This is a genomic window from Streptomyces sp. NPDC059917, assembly GCF_042730635.1.
Classification (GTDB): Bacteria; Actinomycetota; Actinomycetes; order Streptomycetales; family Streptomycetaceae; genus Streptomyces.
This window is the reverse complement of the sequence record NZ_JBHWLC010000069.1, coordinates 26976-42757: the sequence shown is the minus strand read 5'-3', so window position 1 is coordinate 42757 and position 15782 is coordinate 26976. Positions and strand designations below refer to the sequence as shown.

General features: G+C 72.5%; 12 protein-coding genes. 8 read left to right on the top strand and 4 right to left on the bottom strand.

Annotated elements, in window-relative coordinates; all coding sequences use genetic code 11:
- Positions 1-1149: sulfite oxidase (locus ACFWAR_RS30800; protein ID WP_385784143.1), on the top strand; the 1149-nt coding region annotated here is incomplete at its 5' end.
- Positions 1150-1270: 121 nt separating this feature from the next.
- Entirely contained in the window at positions 1271-2677 is a 1407-nt protein-coding gene (locus tag ACFWAR_RS30795; protein ID WP_385784140.1) for a hypothetical protein, read from the top strand.
- Positions 2678-2803: 126 nt separating this feature from the next.
- Here the strand turns inward: ACFWAR_RS30795 and ACFWAR_RS30790 are convergent, their stop codons facing one another.
- Together ACFWAR_RS30790 and ACFWAR_RS30785 are read right to left on the bottom strand one after the other, a co-directional pair.
- On the bottom strand, positions 2804-4609 hold the full coding sequence (locus ACFWAR_RS30790) for an ABC transporter permease/substrate binding protein (RefSeq protein ID WP_385784138.1): 1806 nt from the start codon (positions 4607-4609) through the stop codon (positions 2804-2806).
- On the bottom strand, positions 4609-5721 hold the full coding sequence (locus ACFWAR_RS30785; RefSeq protein ID WP_385784135.1) for a glycine betaine/L-proline ABC transporter ATP-binding protein: 1113 nt from the start codon (positions 5719-5721) through the stop codon (positions 4609-4611). Before ACFWAR_RS30785 ends, ACFWAR_RS30790 begins: the two co-directional genes overlap by 1 nt.
- A 326-nt stretch (positions 5722-6047) precedes the next feature.
- On the opposite strand from ACFWAR_RS30785, the gene ACFWAR_RS30780 reads away from it, so the two are divergent.
- A complete protein-coding gene (locus ACFWAR_RS30780; RefSeq protein WP_385784132.1) occupies positions 6048-6674 on the top strand; it encodes a VanZ family protein in 627 nt (208 codons plus the stop codon).
- 32 nt (positions 6675-6706) lie between these two features.
- Here ACFWAR_RS30780 and ACFWAR_RS30775 read toward each other — a convergent pair whose 3' ends face one another.
- Positions 6707-7528, bottom strand: a complete 822-nt coding sequence (locus ACFWAR_RS30775) for a DeoR/GlpR family DNA-binding transcription regulator (protein ID WP_385784130.1) — start codon at positions 7526-7528, stop codon at positions 6707-6709.
- Between the two features lie 473 nt (positions 7529-8001).
- Between ACFWAR_RS30775 and ACFWAR_RS30770 the strand changes: the two genes are divergently transcribed.
- The 5 genes from ACFWAR_RS30770 (at position 8002) to ACFWAR_RS30750 (ending at position 14231) form a co-directional block, all read left to right on the top strand.
- Positions 8002-9528, top strand: coding sequence for an NPCBM/NEW2 domain-containing protein (locus ACFWAR_RS30770; protein WP_385784154.1), 1527 nt, complete (start codon positions 8002-8004; stop codon positions 9526-9528).
- A gap of 26 nt (positions 9529-9554) precedes the next feature.
- Complete coding sequence (locus tag ACFWAR_RS30765; protein WP_385784127.1) at positions 9555-10610, top strand: substrate-binding domain-containing protein; 1056 nt, start codon at positions 9555-9557, stop codon at positions 10608-10610.
- Positions 10601-12223, top strand: a complete 1623-nt coding sequence (locus ACFWAR_RS30760; RefSeq protein ID WP_385784125.1) for a sugar ABC transporter ATP-binding protein — start codon at positions 10601-10603, stop codon at positions 12221-12223. Before ACFWAR_RS30765 ends, ACFWAR_RS30760 begins: the two co-directional genes overlap by 10 nt.
- A complete protein-coding gene (locus tag ACFWAR_RS30755) occupies positions 12220-13287 on the top strand; it encodes an ABC transporter permease (protein WP_385784122.1) in 1068 nt (355 codons plus the stop codon). The genes ACFWAR_RS30760 and ACFWAR_RS30755 overlap by 4 nt, the downstream gene beginning before the upstream one ends.
- A gap of 62 nt (positions 13288-13349) precedes the next feature.
- Positions 13350-14231 carry a hypothetical protein gene (locus ACFWAR_RS30750; RefSeq protein WP_385784120.1) on the top strand — a complete coding sequence of 294 codons (882 nt, stop codon included), beginning with the start codon at positions 13350-13352 and terminating at the stop codon, positions 14229-14231.
- 144 nt (positions 14232-14375) lie between these two features.
- On the opposite strand, the gene ACFWAR_RS30745 is transcribed toward ACFWAR_RS30750, so the two are convergent.
- Positions 14376-15563, bottom strand: a complete 1188-nt coding sequence (locus ACFWAR_RS30745) for a trypsin-like serine protease (RefSeq protein WP_385784117.1) — start codon at positions 15561-15563, stop codon at positions 14376-14378.
- Positions 15564-15782: the final 219 nt, after the last annotated feature.

Below are 15782 nucleotides of genomic sequence, written 5' to 3'. Positions count from 1 at the left end.
CCGCTGGCCCTGGCGGCCGGCCCCGCCGCCGCGACCGGCGCGCCCGCGGCGCCCGCGCCGACCGCCGGGCTCCCGGGCGTGGTCAAGCCGCTGCCGCCCGAGCTGTTCACCTTGCGCGGCACCAACGCCGAGACGAAGTTCGCCGCCCTGCGCGGCACCGGGCAGCTCACGCCGGTCGACCGCTTCTTCGTCCGCAACCACACCGCCACCCCGCGTGTCGACGCCGACACCTGGAAGCTGAAGGTCTGGGGCAGCGGGCTGCACGGCGCGCCCGTGGAGTTCTCCTACGACCGGCTGCGGGCACTGCCCGCCGTCGAGCGGACCCTGTTCGTCGAGTGCGCGGGCAACGGCCGCAGCTTCTACACCACCCAGCAGGGCCAGCAGGTCACCGGCACCGCGTGGACGCTGGGCGCGGTCGGCGTGGCGCACTGGCGCGGGGCGCGCCTGTCGGACGTGCTGCGCCGCGCGGGCGTGCGCGCGGACGCGGTCGACGTGCTGCCGCGCGGGCTGGACGACGAGGTCGTGACGAACGGGGTGAACCTGGGACGGGTGCGGCGGCCGCTGCCCGTCTCGAAGGCCCTGGACGACGTCATCCTCGCGTACGAGATGAACGGGCGCCCGCTCCCGCCCGACCACGGCTTCCCCGTGCGCGTCGTGGTCCCGGACTGGATCGGCATCTCCTCGATCAAGTGGGTCGGGGACATCGAGGTCAGTTCCACTCCCCTGTACACGCCGTGGAACACGGACCTGTACCGCCTCTTCGGGCCCGACCAACCGCCGCAGGGCAGCGCCCCGCTGACCCGGCAGACCCTCAAGAGCGCCTTCGAGCTGGAGCTGGGCGCCACGGTGCCCGTGCACCGGACGCGGTTGCTGACCGGCCGTTCGTGGTCGGGCGCGGCGCCCGTGCGGCGCGTGGAGGTCAGCACCGACGGCGGTCACCACTGGCAGCGGGCCCGGCTGCACGATGCGCCGCGCCGGGGCAACTGGGTCCGCTGGTCGCTGCCGTGGACCCCGCGCGCCACGGGTACGACCGCGCTCCTGGCCCGGGCCACCGACGCGACCGGTCGCACGCAGCCGGAGACCACCGTGCACAACACCCAGGGCTACCTCTTCGACGCGGTCGTCCGGCACCCCGTCACCGTGGTCTGAACCTTTTGCCCGCGCAACCCTTGACGCCCCGTATAAGGAGGAAATAATGACTCGGCCGACATGATCGGCTGAGTACACCAGGGGTGGGGAAATGCAGGTCAGTGAGGAATCGGCCGAAGACGTGCGCGGACGCGCACAGGAACTCGTACAGCTCGGGCGGCTGGGGGAAGCGCGCGAGGTTGCAAAGGCGTTCCTCGATGCGGGCGGGTCGGACCCGGGCGTCCTCCTGGTCCTCGGCGAGGCGCATGCCGCCGAGGACGACGACGACCACGACGATCGCGCGGAGCGGGCGTACCAACGGGGGCTGGAGGCCTTTCCCGACGACCTCGATCTCCTGACCGCCTATGCCCGGCTCTGCCTGACCAGCGACGTCGTCGACCGGCCCCGGCGGGTCGACAAGGGGCCCGAGCTCGCCGCCCGCGTGCGGGAGCTGGCGCCCGGTTCGGCCCAGGCCCGTTCGCTGGCCGCGGCCCCGGGCGGCGCCGCCCGGGAGCGGCTCCCGAAGGGCCCGTCGTCGTACCGCGTGCAGACCCACGACCTGAAGTGGGCGCTGGGACGCGCCACCGACCGGGCCGCGGTGATCGCGGCGTCCCGGGCCGCCGCCGCGGCGCATCCGAACGACGTGCGCCGACAGGTGCAGGCGCACACGCTCACCGCGTTCGAACGCCCGGCCGCGGCGCGGCTCCTGCCGATCGTGTTGCGCCCCGGGGTCCACCACCTCGTCCGGGCCCTCTGCCTGACCGCGCTGCTCGTCGGCCGGGTGTGGACGGGGAACTCCGTGCTCTCCGTCGGCCTCTGCCTCCTGGGCGCGCTCGTCGTCGACCTCCCCCGGCTGGCGGTGCACCGAGTACTGCGCCGGGCACGGCGCGCCGCGGGTCCGTGGCCCCGCGGCGACTTCGCCCCGGGCCTGGCGACCGGCGCGGTCTCCGAGAGCGGGTTGCCGCCGGTCCCGGCGTACACCCTGCGCGAGCGCGGGGCCGTCCGGGGACCGCTCGCCCTGGTCCTCCTCGTGGCGGTGGCCACCGTGGCGTGGTCGTGGCACCTCGCCCTGGCGTACCCGCGCTATGAGGTCTCGGCGCCGACCACGCTGTCGGGCGTGGGTCTGACGACCGAGGGACCGCTCGCCGAATTCGCCCGCGCCCTCCCGTCGGTGGGCATGCCCGGGGAGTCGTTCGCCTTCGCCTACGGCGGCATGAACCAAGGCGACGAGGGGATCGTCGTCACGGGCAGCGCCGGCGATTTCCACGGACTCGCCGACGCGGACTTCGTCGACCTCCCCCGCCTCCTGCTCGCGGGCTCGGCGGACGTGCGCGTCGGCGAGGTCTGGCGACCCGACCCCGGTGTCCTGGGCGGTTGGATGCAGTGCTTCACCGCCGAGGCCAAGGACGGCGCCTGGCAGCAGTGCTCATGGGCCGACAGGGGCAGCGCCGGCCACGTGGCCTTCCGGGGGTTTCCGCCGGACCAGGACCGACTGAGCAATCTGGCCCGCACCGCGCGCGAGGCCGTCCTCCACCCCCGCGAGGGCTGACGCGTCCACCCGGCGCTCCGCCCGAACGGCCCGAACGGCCCCGGCCGACCGGCGCGCCACGTCGTGTGACGCGTGCCGGTCGAACGGGGCCGTTCGGGTCGTGGGGTGGTCCGGGCGGTGCCGCGGCTAGTGGGCCGCGACCGCCGCCTTACCGCCGACCTGCGGGTTCTCCTTGAGCCAGGCGCGCACGGCGTCCTGCTCCTTGCCCTTGCCGGACTCCTGGATCTTCGCCTCCAGGCCGGTGAGCTGCTTCTCCGTCAGCTTGAAGTCGCGCAGCCAGGAGGTCACCTCGGGCTCGTCCGTGGCGAAGCCCTTGCGGGCGAGGCTGTGGATGCCGTCGCCCTTGCCCCAGATGCCCTTGGGGTCCGCGAGCTTGGTCAGGTCGTAGGAGGCGTAGGCCCAGTGCGGCGACCAGAGCATGACCGCGACGGGTTCCTTCTTGTCGTAGGCCCGCTTGAGTTCCGCGAGCATGCCCGGGGTGGAACCGTCGACGACCTTGTACTCGCCGTCGAGACCGTACTCCTTGAGCACCTTGCTCTTGAGCAGCCCCATCGCGCCCGCGCTCGGCTCGATGCCGATGATGCGGCCCTTGAACTCGGCCGACTTGCCCTTGAGGTCCGCGAGGGACTTGACGTCCTTCACGTAGGAGGGGACCGACAGCTCCAGGGAGGTCGGCCCGTACCAGGAGCCCAGGTCGTCGAGCTTGTTCCCGTACTTCTCCCAGTACTCGGCCTGGGTGACCGGCAGCCAGCCGTCGGTCTGGAAGTCGACCTGGCCGCCCGCGAGGCCGGTGAAGAGCGCGCCCAGTTCGAGCTGGCGCGCCTCCACCTGGAAGCCGCGCCGTTCCAGGAGCTCCTTCCACAGGAAGGTGGAGGCGATGCCCTCGTCCCACGGGATGTACCCGATGCTGATCTTGCGGCCCTTGCCGATGTCGTCGGCCGCGGCGACCGTGGTCTGCCCGGGACCGCCGAAGGCGTTCAAACCGCCCGCGACCAGGGCAAGGACCACCGCGCCGGTGATGGCGTACGCGGGCTGCGGACGGTGGTTCCACACCTTCTTCGGGCCGCTCGCCAGGGCGAGGGCCTTCGCGAGGGTGCGGCGGCCGAGCGGCGAGACCTGTCGGCCGAGCGCGCCGGTCATCCGGTCCAGGTACATGGCGAGGATGACGATGGAGATGCCCGCCTCGAAACCGAGGCCGATGTCGATGTTGCCGATGGCGCGGTAGACCGCGCCGCCGAGGCCGCCGCCGCCGACCATGCCCGCGATCACGACCATCGACAGGCTCAGCATGATCACCTGGTTGATGCCGGCCATGATCGTGGGCAGGGCGAGCGGGAGCTGGACCTTGACCAGCGTGTTGCGGGGAGTGGTGCCGAAGGCGTCGGCGGCCTCCACGAGCTCGCCGTCGACCTGGCGGATGCCGAGTTCGGTCATCCGTACGCCGGGCGGCAGGGAGAAGACGATGGTGGCGATGATGCCGGGGACCACGCCCACGCCGAAGAAGATGATGCCGGGGATCAGGTAGACCATGGCGGGCATGGTCTGCATGAAGTCCAGCACCGGACGCAGGACGCCGCTCACGCGCGTGGAGCGCGAGGCCCAGATGCCCAGCGGGACCGCGATGACGAGGGTCACCAGGGTCGCGACGAGCACCAGGGACAGCGTGGACATCGCTTCGTCCCACAGCTGGACGGAGTCGATGAGGGCGAAGCCCGCGAAGGCGAGCAGCGCGGCGAGCAGGCCGCGCAGCCACCAGGCGGCGACGGCGAGGATGCCCGCGAAGAGCAGCGGGTGCGGGAAGGACAGCACGGCGTCGAAGCCGTCGTACAGGCCCGTGACGACCGCGCTGATCGCGTCGAACAGCCAGGAGAGGTGGCTCTGGAGGAAGTCGACCGCGTGGTCGACCCACACGCCGAGGTGGAGGCGGGGCATCAGACGGACACCTCCTTCTTGCGGTCCGGGTGCTGGCGCGGCACGGCGGCGCGGTCGCAGCGCAGCGGCGCGCGGTGCTCGTCGCCGATGAAGGCGACCAGTCGGGACTGCGGTACGCGGCCCAGCACGACGCCGTCGGCGTCCGTGACGGCGACGGGGTGCGGCACCCGGGCGCTGACCGCGCACAGCTCGGCGAGGGGGGTGTCGGCGCTGACGGTGGGGCAGTCGCAGGCGCGGTCCTCGGCGCCGTCGATGCCGTCGGAGCGGCCGGGGTCGGTCATCACGGCGTCGGCCGTGAGCACGCGGGAGCGGTCCACGTCCTGGATGAAGGAGGCGACGTAGTCGTCGGCGGGCCGCATGAGGATGTCCTCCGCGGTGCCGAGCTGGACGATCCGCCCGTTGCGCATCACGGCTATGGAGTCGCCGAGGCGCATCGCTTCGTTCAGGTCGTGGGTGATGAAGACGATGGTCTTCTTCAGCCGGTGCTGGATCTCCAGGAGCTGGTCCTGCATGTCGCGCCGGATCAGCGGGTCGAGCGCGCTGAAGGACTCGTCCATCAGCAGCAGGTCGGCGTCGGTGGCCAGGGCGCGGGCGAGGCCGACGCGCTGCTGCATGCCGCCGGAGAGTTCGTCGGGCCAGGAGCGCTCCCAGCCCGCCAGGCCGCACAGCTCCAGGGCCTCGGTGGCCCGGCGCTCGCGCTCGGCCCGGGGCACGCCCTGGACTTCGAGGCCGTAGGCGGCGTTCTCCAGCACGTCGCGGTGCGGGAACAGCGCGAAGTGCTGGAAGACCATGCTGATCTTCGTGGAGCGTACGTGGCGCAGCTCACCCGGGCTGAGCGCCGTGAGGTCCTGGCCGTCGTAGAGGACGCGCCCGGCGGTCGGTTCGAGCAGCCCGTTCAGCATGCGCAGCAGCGTGGACTTTCCGGAACCGGAGAGGCCCATGACGACGAAGATCTGGCCCGGCTCGACACTGAAGGAGGCGTCGATCACCGCTGCCGTCGTACCGTCGGCGCGCAGGTCGTCGCGGTCGGCGCCGCCCTCCAGGGAGCGCACCGCTTCCTCGGGTCGTCTTCCGAACACTTTGTAGACGTGCTCGGTCTGGAGCCTGGACACATGTACCTCGCGGGTCGTAGTGAGCACGGCGTGCCGGTCCGAAGACCGGCGGCCGTGGAGCGATGCGGGATCCGCCCGCGTCGTCCCGGTCCGACGGACGGCACCGGACCGGGGTTCGCTCAAGAGGCGCAAATGCCCCATCCATGAATGAACAAACGCAAAGGTGATCCAGTTCACGTTTGAGGCGCACGGGGCCCGTCGCGCGTCAGGAGCCCGGCGCCGGGTACACGGGCGCCATGACACGCACCAGGAAGTGGAGTTGGGGCGCGCAGCCCTCGGACGGACCCCACGGGGGGCCGAAAGTACGATCGTTCGGGCATCTCATCATGCGGACAGTCCTGATGCTGCTGGCCTTTGCCGCGCTGCTCGCGTTCAGCGTGCTGCTCGCCCGCCTCACCTTGGAGCCCTCGGCCGCGTCGGAGGGCCTCATCCACAGCAATCTGCGGCCCGGCAGCTCGATCCGCGCGTACATCGACCGGGGCACCGTGCGGGAGGCGGCCCGCCAGCTCGGCGGGAACCTCCTCCTCGGCGTCCCCTTCGGCGTGCTGCTGCCGGTGCTGCTGCCCCGGGCCCGGGGCGCGGTGCGCGTGGTGGTGGCCACGGCGGCCGTGATGACCCTGGTGGAACTGGTGCAGGGCGCCCTCGTCACCGGGAGGACCTTCGACATCGACGACGTGATCCTCAACACGTCCGGTGCGCTGCTCGGCTACCTGCTGCTCGGGCGGCGGCTCGGCCGGGTGGTCCATCCGCGGCGGCGGCACTGGTGGCACCGGTGGTACCCGCGACCGGACGGGTCGGCGGACGCGGCGGCCGGGGCCGACGCGAGGGAGAAGGCGGAGGTCGATGCGATCGAACGGGAACAGGAAAGGAAGGGGGCGGGGGAAGGGGAAGAGGAACGGGCCGCCGCGCGGCCGCTGCGTCGCCACGGTCCGCGCCGGGTCCGGCGGTCCTGACCGGGCGCGGACCGCGGCGAGAGGGGGCGAGGTCAGCGCGGGGCGGCCGCGGGCGGCTCCCCGACCACGAGGACCTCACCCACCCGCTCGGCGACGGCGGCCGCCTCCTCGGGCGGCAGGACGTCGGTGACCAGCACGTCGATCTGGTCGAGGGTGGCGAAGGTGGTGAGTCCGACCGTCGTCCACTTGGTGCGGTCGGCGAGCACCACGGTCCGGCGGGCAGCGCGCAGGAAGGTCCGGTTGGTCTCGGCCTCGGCGAGGTTGGGGGTGGTCAGACCGGTCGCGGTGCCCAGCCCGTGGCAGCCGAGGAAGAGCACGTCCACGTGCAGGGAACGGATGGCCCGGTCGGCCACCGGCCCGACGAGCGCGTCGGAGGGCGTGCGGACGCCACCGGTCAGCAGCACCGTGGCACCGCTCGCACCGCCGCCGAGCCGCGCCGCCTCGAAGACCTCCGCGGTCCGGATCGAATTGGTGACCACGGTCAGGCCCGGGATCTCGGTGAGCTCCCGGGCCAGCGCGTGGGTGGTGGTCCCCGCGGACAGCGCGACGGCCGACCCCGGCGCCACCAGGGCGGCGGCGGCCCGTGCGATCGAGCCCTTCGCGGCCCGTTCCCACCCCGACTTCGCGTCGAATCCGGGTTCGTGGCTGCTGGGTTCACCGCCGAGGACGGCCCCGCCGTGCACCTTCTGGAGCAGGCCGTCGCGGGCGAGGGCGTCCAGGTCACGACGTACGGTCATGTCGGACACGTTCAGGGAACGGGTCAGTTCGTTCACCCGGACCCCGCCCCGGCGGCGCACCTCCTCCAGGATGTGCGCGCGACGCTGATGGGCCAGCAGACTGCCGGGATCGGCCATCCTGCGACTCCTCTCCTCGGGGACGTGCGCCCCGGTCACGGAGAGCATCCTGACGCCCCGCCCGGACGTCAACACATTCCAACAGAACCACGCGGGGCGGGAGTTCGTCCCGGCGCACGCCGTATTGACATGCCCACGAAACGGCAGTGTGATGTGTGCCGTCCCGTTGGGTTCCGTTCGATCCTGGTGATTTCCCCCCACCGAAGGCACAGGGACCACCTCGATCGCCCGTAGGCCGCCGGGGCACATCCGCGCACACGACCTCTCGCCCCCAGGAGCCGTCCGTGCACTCGTCGCCCCCGCCACCCCGATTACGCCGCCCGCTCGCCCGATGGCGCCGCGCCGCCGCGACCCTGACCGCGCTGCCCCTCCTGGTGCCCGCCGCGGGCACCCTCGCACTGGCCGGGGCGGTGGTGGTCACCGCCGCCCCACCGGCCGCCGCGCTCCCCGACGGGCAGGCGCTCACGCCGCCCATGGGCTTCAACAACTGGAACTCCACCCACTGCCGGGCCGAGTTCAACGAGAGCATGGTCAAGGGCATCGCCGACCTGTTCGTCGCCAAGGGACTCAAGGCCGCCGGCTACCAGTACGTCAACCTCGACGACTGCTGGGCACTGGCGAACCGCGACGCCCAGGGCGACCTGGTCGCCGATCCGGTCCGCTTCCCGAACGGCATCAAGGCCCTCGCCGACTACGTCCACGGCAAGGGGCTGAAGTTCGGCGTCTACACCAGCGCCGGGACCAGGACGTGCGACACGGCGGGCTTCCCGGGCGCCCTGGGGCACGAGCAGCGGGACGCGAACCTCTTCGCCTCCTTCGGGGTCGACTACCTCAAGTACGACAACTGCAACAACCAGGGCGTGGACGCCAAGAAGCGGTACACCGCCATGCGCGACGCGCTGCGCAACACCGGGCGGCCCATCGTGTTCTCGCTCTGCGAATGGGGCGAGAACCAACCGTGGAACTGGGCGGCCGACGTCGGCCACCTGTGGCGCACGACGGGTGACATCGGCGACAGCTGGTCCTCGATGATCAACATCGCGCACGCCGACCAGGGTCTCGCGCAGTACGCCGGGCCCGGCCATTGGAACGACCCCGACATGCTGGAGGTCGGCAACGGCGGGATGACCGCAGTCGAGTACCGGACCCACTTCAGCCTCTGGTCGATGATGGCCGCACCGCTCCTGATCGGCAGCGACCTGCGCAAGGCGAGCGCCGAGACCCTCGCGACGCTGTCCAACGCCGACGTCATCGCGCTGGACCAGGACCCGCTCGGCCGCCAGGGGACCGTGGTCTCCGCCGCCGGGGGTCTGGTGGTCATGGTCAAGGAGCTACAGAACGGCGACCGCGCGGTCTCCCTGACCAACGAGAGCGGATCCACCGCCACGGTGTCCACCACCATGGACGCCCTGGGCATCGGCGGCCGTGCGCCGTACGCCCTCAAGGACCTGTGGACCAAGGCCACGTCGACCACCGACGGTCCCGGCCTGAGCGCCTCGGTCCCCCCGCACGCGACCACGGTCTACCGGATCGCCCCCGGCGCGCTCCCGCTCCCGCCCTCGGGCACCTCCGCGCTCTCCGACCTGCACTGGACGGGCGCCACCAACGGTTGGGGCCCGGTGGAACTGGACCGCAGCAACGGGGAGCAGGCGGCCGGTGACGGTCGCACGCTGACCGTGGGCGGGGCGACGTACGCCAAGGGCCTGGGCGTCCACGCGGCGAGCACCGTCACCTACCACCTGGGCGGCCGGTGCGGCGCGCTCACGGTGGACGTGGGCGTCGACGACGAGAAGAGCAGCAACGGCTCGGTGGTCTTCCAGGTCTACCGGGACGCCGTGAAGGTCGCCGACAGCGGTCTGCTCACCACGGCGGACAGCGCCCGCAGACTGACCGCCGATCTCACCGGCGGCCGGACCTTGAAGCTCGTCGTGACCGACGGCGGCAACGGCATCAACTCGGACCACGCGGACTGGGCCGCGCCCCGGCTCACCTGCAACTGACGCACTCGACACGGGAGTCACCGAACATGCAGCCGTCCCGCCCGATCCGTACGGTCCACCGCGCAGCGGCCCTCACCGGCGCCCTCTCGCTCGCCCTCGCCCTGGGGGCCTGCTCCTCCGGGAAACCCTCCGGCGGCACGGGCGGCAAGGCCCCGGCCGACGGCCCGATATCCATCGCCTACCTCCAGAAGCAGGGCGACCAGGAGTACTTCGTCTCCGAGGCCGCGGGCGCCCGGCGCAAGGCCGACGAACTGGGCATCCGACTCAGGGTGGTCAACCTCGGCAACGACGCGTCCAAGACCATCACGGAGGTGAAGTCGGCGGCCGCGCAGAAGGACCGGGGCATCATCATCGTGGTCCCGGAGTCGGCCGTCGGACCGCAGGTCGTCGCCGAGGCGAAGAACGCCGGTATCGCCCTGCTGACTTCGGACGACCAGGTCTGCGCGAACGGTCCGAAGCCCGCCGACTGCGCCGCCGCGGACCTGGTGCCCCGGGTGGGCTTCTCCGGCCTGCAGATGGGCAGCGAGGTCGGCAAGCGCGCCGCCGCCGAGTTCCGCACCGCGGGCTGGAGCCCCGCCGACTCCCGGATCATCTACGCCTGGAAGCAGGACACCACCGTCTGCACCGACCGGGTGAAGGGCGCCAAGGCGGCGTGGAAGGAGGCCGGAGGCCCCGAGGTCCAGGCCGTCGAGGTCGGTACGGACAACACCCCGGCCGGTGCGCAGGCGAAGGTCGAGGCCACCGTGACCGCCAACCAGAGCGTCCGCCACTGGGTGGTCATGGGGTGCAACGACGAGAACGTCGCGGGCGGGGTCAAGGGCCTGGCCAACGCCGGGGTCAAGGGCGCGGACGTCATCGGCATCGGCCTCGGCGCCTACCTGGCCTGCAAGGACTGGCAGGCGGGCGCCGACAGCGGCATGAGGGCCGCGCTCTACATCCCCGGCGACGAGGTCGGGAAGCTGGCCGTCCAGGCGATGTACGACAAGCTCAAGAGCGGCAAGGAGTTCGCCCCGGAGTCCTTCGCCCCGACCCGGATGGTGGACGCGACCAACTGGAAGGACGCCGGCTTCGCATGCAAGTGACGGGGAGGGATGAGGTCGCGAACGGGCCCGGACCGGCGGGCGGCTTGGGCGTGCGCGAGGTCGTCAAGAGCTACGGCGGGGTACGGGCCCTGCTCGGGGTGAGCCTCGACTTCCCGGCGGGCTCCGTGACCGCGCTCATGGGCGAGAACGGAGCGGGCAAGTCGACCCTGCTCAAGATCATCTGCGGTGACCAGGGCGCCGACTCCGGCGCCGTACGGCTCGACGGCGTCCCCTTGCGCCTGCACTCCCCCGCCGACGCCCGGGCGGCCGGGATCCGGCTCATCCCGCAGGAGCCGGAGATCGTCGCGCACCTCAGCGTCGCGGAGAACGTCTACCTCGGCGCCCTGCCGACCCGCGCCGGGCGCCGTTTCGACCGGCCCGGCCTGCGCCGGCGCCTCGAAGCCGATCTGCGGCGGATCGGCTTCGCCGAGGTGCTCGACGCCGACACCCTCGGCATCGATCTCACCCCGGCCCAGCGCCAGTTGGTGGAGATCCTGCGGGCCCTGACCGGCGAGGCGAAGGTCATCGCCTTCGACGAACCGACCTCCTCCCTGTCGGAGCACGAGGTGGCCGCCCTGTTCGCGCTCATCCGACGGCTGCGCGCGGACGGCCTGGCCGTGGTGTACGTCTCCCACCGGATGCGGGAGATCTTCCAACTGGCCGACCGGGTCGCCGTGTTGCGCGACGGCGCGCTGGTCGGCGTACGGGACGCGGCGGACACGGACGAGGGCGAGATCGTACGGATGATGGTCGGCCGGAAGCTGTCCGCCCTCTTCGACCGCACGCACGCGGCCACCGACCGGGTCGTCCTCGACGTCCGGGACGTGCACACCGACGACGTGCACGGGATCGACCTGCGGATCCGGGCCGGGGAGGTGGTGGCGCTCGCGGGGCTCGTCGGCGCCGGACGCTCCGAACTGGCCCGGGCCCTCGTCGGCGACCTCCCCCTGCGCGGCGGCACGGTCAGCATCGACGGTCGCGCCCTGCGGCTGCGGCGCCCCTCCGACGCGGTGCGCGCCGGGATCGGGCTCGCGCCCGAGGAACGCAAGGCGCAGGCGCTCTTCATGGACCGCTCCGTGCGGGACAACACCACGCTGGCCGTGTTGGGCCCGCTCAGCCGCCTGAGGTTCGTCCGCCGGGGTGCCGAGCGGCGGCTCGCCCTGGAGTTCACCGACCGGCTGCGGGTGCGCACGCCGTCCATCGAGCACCCGGTGCGCGAGCTCTCCGGCGGCAACCAGCAGAAGGTGGTGCTCGCCCGCTGGCTGGCGCGTCGGCCGAAGGTGCTGGTCCTCGACGAGCCGACCCGCGGGATCGACGTCGGCGCCAAGGCCGAGATCTACCGGATCATCGCCGACCTCGCGCGGGCGGGTGTCGCCCTCCTGGTCATCTCCTCGGAACTGCCGGAGGTCCTGGGCCTGGCGGATCGGGTGGTGGTCATGCAGGACGGCCGGATCACGGGTGAGTTGAGCCGGGCCGAGGCCACCGAGGAGCGGGTCCTCGCGCTCGCCATGGCCGACGACCTGACCCCGGCCGCGGCCCCGGCCGCAGCCGCGGGGTACGGCACGCACGGCGCCGAGCACGATCGTACGGACGACAGCGAGGGACGGACATGACGACGAGGACGGCGCCCCCGAAGGAACCCAGCGGCTCCGGGACCGGGACCGGGCGGGAACGGGACCTGCCCACCACACGGCCGCCGACCCGCGCGGCGGCCTGGCTCCGCGCGGTCGGCGGCCAGAACGTCGGCCTCATCGGCGGCCTGGTGCTGGTCACGGCCCTCTTCGGGTCACTCAACCCCGCCTACCTCACCTGGGCCAACATCAAGGTGATCGGTGACGCGGTCACCATCTCGGGGCTGCTGGCCCTGGTGCAGACGGTGGTCATCATCTGCGGCGCCCTCGACATCTCCGTCGGGTCCCAGGTCGGCGTCGCCTCCGTCGTCTCCGCCATGGTGTTCACCTCGACCGGCTCCAACGCCCTGCTCGGCATCGCCGCGGCGCTCGGCGTCGGCCTGCTCGCCGGTCTGGTCAACGGCGCCGTGATCGTCTACGGGCGGATCAACCCGGTGATCGCGACCCTGGCCACGCTGGCCGTGTACAAGGGGGTCGCCCAACTGCTGTCCAAGGGCGCGGCGCAGGGCTACGTCAGCAACGACGACGTCTTCGTCTTCCTCGCGAACGGGTCGGTCCTCGGCGTACCCGTACTGCTGTGGGTGCTGGCCCTGGTGACCGTGTGCATCCACCTGCTGCTCGGGTACACGGACATCGGCCGCAACGTCTACGCGATCGGCGGCAACGACACGGCGGCCCGACTGGCCGGGATCCACATCAACAAGTACCTGATCGCGGTCTACGGCCTGGCGGGCGTGGTGGCCGCGGTCGCGGGCGTGCTGCTGACCGCCCGCACCGGCTTCGGCCACCCGGTCTCGGGCAGCGAGGGCCTGGAGCTCAAGGCGATCACGGCGGCCGCCCTGGGCGGCTGCCTGCTGACCGGCGGCCGCGGCGGCGTCGGCGGCACCCTGCTGGCGATCACCCTGCTGGGCGCCCTGGACAACGGCCTGACCGTCGAGGGCGTCAACCCCTTCTGGCAGAACGTGGCCCAGGGCACCCTCCTGGTCGCGGCCGTGGTCATCCAAAAGCGCCGCACCCACGAACGCGCGGTGGGCCTGCCGACGTAGGAAGCCGACCACGAAACGGATCCGCCCGGCCCCCGGCCCGGCCCGGCTGAGAGGGTGGGCCCATGAACGATGCGCACGCGACGCCGCTGCCGCCGGGGCGGGCGGAGGTGGCCGCCCGATGGCAGGCCCTGGCCCGGGGCGAGGTGACCCGTGAAGCCGTGCACGCGTGGGCGGTTCCCTGGGTGGAGGGCGAAGGGGCACTCGTCGACTTCGAGGACCCCTTGGTCCTCACGGCCCTGCAGTACCTGCACGGATTCGACCTCTGCCGGGATCCGGGTGCGCCCGGAGTCCTCCGGCACGGCACGACGGGTGAGGGCGAGTGGTACCGCTCGCCCGATGACGTGGCCGCCGCGCTCACCCGGTGGCGGGCGAACTGCGCCCTCCACGACGAGGATCCGGCGGGCTGGATCCGAGCGGTGCGCGAGCGGGCGCGAGCGGCGGTCCGGGCGGAGGAAGAGGAGCGCGGGCGGGACACGCCGTCCGTCGTGGCACGTACGAGGGTCCACGGGGTGCTCCTGCCCGCGCAGTTGACGTCATTGCTCGGTCAGGGCCGGTGGCGGCACCCCGGGGACGCCGCGATGGCGAGGTCGATCCCGTGGTTCGAGGATCCGCTGGACTTCCTCACGAGCACGGAGCAGATGGCGAGGGAGTCCCGGTCCATGGACCGCTTCGCGGCCGACGCGTCCTCCTCCGCGCTGTTCCGCGAGGTGCGGGGCAGCGACCGGTCGGACGCGGTCGAACTGCCGTGGCTGGACGTCGAGCAGGCCGTCCTCGTCGCCGTCAACCGCCGGGCCGGGGACGACGTGGCCCTGGCACTCGACTACCGCACGGATCCCGCCGATCCGCGCGTGGTGGGCAGCGACTTCTGGACCGACCCCCGCCGATGCGAGTGGCGCCAGGTCGCGCCCACCTTCTCGGCCTTCGTCCACGCGCTGGGCCTGTGACGCGCCCGTCATGACGCGCTGGCGACCGGGCGCGCCACGCGCACGCCCGGTCGGCCCCACCACCGTGCGCGGACCGGATCGGCCGACTGACGTCGGCGGCTCGATCCGGTCCTCCAGCACATCCTGCGATCGCGCGCCGGACGGTCAGATCGTCCACACCTGGTCGATGTACTGGGAGTTGCAGTCGGCCTGCCGGACGGCCGCGCCGTTCTCCTGGGTCTGCCAGGGCACGTACAGGCACCGTCCGCTGAATCCGTTGCGGACCTGGTAGCGGCCGCCGCCCACGGGGGTGATCCTCCAGACCTGGTCGACGTACTGGGGGTCGCAGTCGACCTGGAGGGCGGGGGCGCCGTTCTCCCGGGTCTGCCACGGGACGTACAGGCAGCGTCCGGTGAGGGTGTTGCGGATCTGGTAGTCGTCGCCGCTGACGGGCGTGATCTTCCAGATCTGGTCGATGTACTGCGGGAGGCAGTCGAACTGGATGGCCGCCGCCCCGTTGTGCGGGGTGCTCCAGGGGACCAGGACGCACTTGCCGCTCAGGACGTTGACGAGGGAAGCGGTCGTGAACCGGACCTGGCGCACCCAGTCCGCCAGGTCGCCCACCCGCGCGGAGACCGCTCCGGTACGCGTCTCGCCCGCGGGAGCGCCCAGGCATCCACCTTGCCAGGAGCGGGAGTTGACGGCGACGACCCGGTTCGAGGCGTCGAGGAGGGGGCCGCCCGTGTCGCCCTTGCACAGGGCGTCCGCGCCCTTGCCCGTGAGGGCGAAGGTGGTGGGGGTGGCGGTCGTGAGGGTGAAGGTGCCGGTGTGGGGCGCGTCGGACACCCAGGTGGTCTTCGTCCGGCCGAAGCCGATCGCGGTGACGTCGCTCCCGATGGCCGGCGCGGTGTCGGCGAGGGTGGCGGGCGCGATGCCCATCGCCGGTTCGGCGAGGCGTACGAGTGCGGCGTCCCGGTCGGTGCGCGGCACGACCTCGACGATCGCGGCGGACGCCGCGTTGCTCAGGACGGCCTTGGCCGCCAGGGCCGGTGCGCCCGGCTGGACCGGGCCGCCGGGGACGGCGGCGAAGCAACTCGCCGCGGTGAGCACCCAGTAGCGGTCCACCAGGGTCCCGGTGCAGGCGCGGGTGGCGGCTCCGTCGCCGAGGGTGAGGCGGACGGCGTAGGGGTGTTGGGCGGTCGCGGCCTCGGGGCCGGTCACGGCGTGGGCGGGGGCCGCCGGGACGGCGAGGGTCATCGCGGCGGTGGCGGCGAGCAGACCGGCGAGCCGTGCGGGGCGGACGCGGGGGCTGGGGCTGGGGCTGGGGCTGGGGCTGGGGCTGGGTGCGAGCATCACTGATTCCTTGTCTACGAGGCCCTGGAGGAGTGGGGATCTGGCGGTCGCCTAAGGAAGTTCGATGGCGTTCCAGTCCCAGCCGGCACCGGCCGGTACGGTGACGCTCGCCGTGAACGGCTGGATGTGCCCCGCCGCATCCGCCAAGCCCGTGTACATCTTGATCGAACCATCACCGAACCGGTACATCATCGCCAGATCAGCACGACGATCACCATT

Excerpts from the sequence above, each read along its gene's own strand:
- ACFWAR_RS30790 (WP_385784138.1), bottom strand. The coding sequence starts at position 4,609 with ATGCCCCGCCTCCACCTCGGCGTGTGGGTCGACCACGCGGTCGACTTC.
- ACFWAR_RS30780 (WP_385784132.1), top strand. The coding sequence starts at position 6,048 with ATGCGGACAGTCCTGATGCTGCTGGCCTTTGCCGCGCTGCTCGCGTTC.
- ACFWAR_RS30775 (WP_385784130.1), bottom strand. The coding sequence starts at position 7,528 with ATGGCCGATCCCGGCAGTCTGCTGGCCCATCAGCGTCGCGCGCACATC.
- ACFWAR_RS30770 (WP_385784154.1), top strand. The coding sequence starts at position 8,002 with ATGGGCTTCAACAACTGGAACTCCACCCACTGCCGGGCCGAGTTCAAC.
- ACFWAR_RS30765 (WP_385784127.1), top strand. The coding sequence starts at position 9,555 with ATGCAGCCGTCCCGCCCGATCCGTACGGTCCACCGCGCAGCGGCCCTC.
- ACFWAR_RS30760 (WP_385784125.1), top strand. The coding sequence starts at position 10,601 with ATGCAAGTGACGGGGAGGGATGAGGTCGCGAACGGGCCCGGACCGGCG.
- ACFWAR_RS30755 (WP_385784122.1), top strand. The coding sequence starts at position 12,220 with ATGACGACGAGGACGGCGCCCCCGAAGGAACCCAGCGGCTCCGGGACC.
- ACFWAR_RS30750 (WP_385784120.1), top strand. The coding sequence starts at position 13,350 with ATGAACGATGCGCACGCGACGCCGCTGCCGCCGGGGCGGGCGGAGGTG.
- ACFWAR_RS30745 (WP_385784117.1), bottom strand. The coding sequence starts at position 15,563 with ATGCTCGCACCCAGCCCCAGCCCCAGCCCCAGCCCCAGCCCCAGCCCC.